This window comes from Priestia sp. P5_B4, assembly GCF_056400385.1.
In genome coordinates, this window is the sequence record NZ_JBFULJ010000780.1 from 1 (window position 1) to 1,809 (window position 1,809).

The 1,809-nt window shown below is 42.3% G+C and carries 3 protein-coding genes; all 3 read left to right on the top strand.

Annotation, left to right across the window (positions count from 1 at the left end):
• Positions 1 to 48 precede the first annotated feature (48 nt).
• A complete protein-coding gene (uptA, locus tag AC1DRF_RS25885; protein WP_477742061.1) occupies positions 49 to 642 on the top strand; it encodes an undecaprenyl phosphate transporter UptA in 594 nt (197 codons plus the stop codon).
• Between the two features lie 134 nt (positions 643 to 776).
• On the top strand, positions 777 to 1,061 hold the full coding sequence (locus tag AC1DRF_RS25890; protein WP_014459792.1) for a DUF3219 family protein: 285 nt from the start codon (positions 777 to 779) through the stop codon (positions 1,059 to 1,061).
• Between the two features lie 14 nt (positions 1,062 to 1,075).
• A partial coding sequence (locus tag AC1DRF_RS25895; protein WP_477742062.1) for an MsnO8 family LLM class oxidoreductase occupies positions 1,076 to 1,809 on the top strand: 734 nt, incomplete at its 3' end.

The window sequence follows — 1,809 nt, forward strand, 5'->3', positions numbered from 1 at the left end:
ATATAGTAGTAGTGTAAAATTATTAAAGAATGAGTAAGGTGATTAAAGGTGAGTTCATTTGTTGCGAGTATTTTGGATTTTTTAACGAGCCTTGGCTATTTAGGTATTGCGCTCGGCTTAATGATTGAAATCATTCCAAGTGAAATTGTACTAGCTTACGGAGGGTATATGATTTCTCAAGGCATGATTAGTTTTCCTGGAGCAGTCATTGCCGGAATTATTGGCGGAACGATTGCACAGTGGTTTTTATATTGGATTGGAGCCTACGGAGGACGTCCGTTTCTTCAAAAATACGGCAAGTACTTATTCATTCATGATAAGCATATTGATCTTGCGGAAAACTGGTTTAATAAATACGGCGCGGGCGTTGTTTTCTCCGCTCGTTTTGTCCCGGTTGTTCGACATGCAATTTCGATTCCTGCGGGTATTGCTAAAATGCCGTTTTGGAAGTTTACGTCTTTAACCGTGTTAGCGATGATTCCTTGGTCAATTTTATTTATTTACTTAGGCGGAAAGCTAGGGGAGAACTGGGCGAACATTGAAGACGTAGCAAGCAAGTATACGCTTCCGTTTGTGGTTGCGGCATTTGTGATTATTGTTCTTTATTTCGTATTCAAACGCACGCGTACAAAGCGCGCATAAGATCGTTTTTGGACTAAAAGCATGGCAAAAAGCCATGCTTTTTTTGCATGAACAAAAACAAGCTCTTTTATTTGCTCATGACTTCTTCAAGTGCTATTATTTTTCATACGGACTAAAAAAGGAGACGATTTAACGTGGTACAAGAAATTGTATTAAATGATACGCCTATTCAAATTTACAGCTATGAACAAGAAATTGTAAAAGGCAAAACAAAAGTTTCAGTTGATTTTAAAGTAACAAGTGAGGAATATCATGATATTACTACACTTTTATATAAAGGTACTTTTCATGTAAATGTCCCAGAAGAAGATCTGGATTTCCAAGGAACGATTCATCAGTACTCTACGTCTTTTACAAATTTATATGAAAAAGGCCAGGTAGGGGATTTTTCATTAAGTTTAATTGAAGTGAACGAATAAGGAGCAGATGCGTGATGAAAGTAAGTATACTCGACCAATCGCCCGTTTCATCCCATCRGACCCCAGCGGAAGCGTTAGAAGCATCAATGCAGCTGGCCAAAGCGGGTGACAAGCTTGGCTATGAGCGCTACTGGATTGCAGAGCATCATGATTTGTCTGGACTTGCCTGTTCGGCTCCTGAAGTGATGCTTGGCTATATCGGCGCACAGACTAATAGAATTCGAATTGGATCGGGAGCGGTGCTGCTGCCTCACTACAAGCCGTATAAAGTAGCGGAAACGTATAACATGCTCGCAACGCTGTTTCCAGGGCGCGTTGATTTAGGGATTGGGCGCGCGCCGGGTGGATCGGCTGAAGCAACAAATGCGCTGTCGGATAACTTCTTGCAGCAAGTATTTAAAATGCCTGAACTTGTTAAAGAGCTTCTGCAGTTTTTAGACGATAAATTTCCGGCTGAACATGAATACGCAAAGCTTTCAGCTTCGCCGCTGCCTCCTGTCTCTCCGGAACCTTGGCTGCTTGGCACAAGTAAAAAAAGTGCCGAGCTCGCCGCTAGAAACGGAATGGCCTATACGTTTGGACAGTTTATGAGTGAACAAGACGGTTCAGCTATTATTGATCAGTACAAACAGGCATTTCAGCCAAGACGGACCGGTGATCAGCCCTATGCGATTGTCACTGTATCGGTCATTTGCGCTGAAACAACGGAGCAAGCGCATCGCATCGCAACGAGCTCACTCGTATGGAA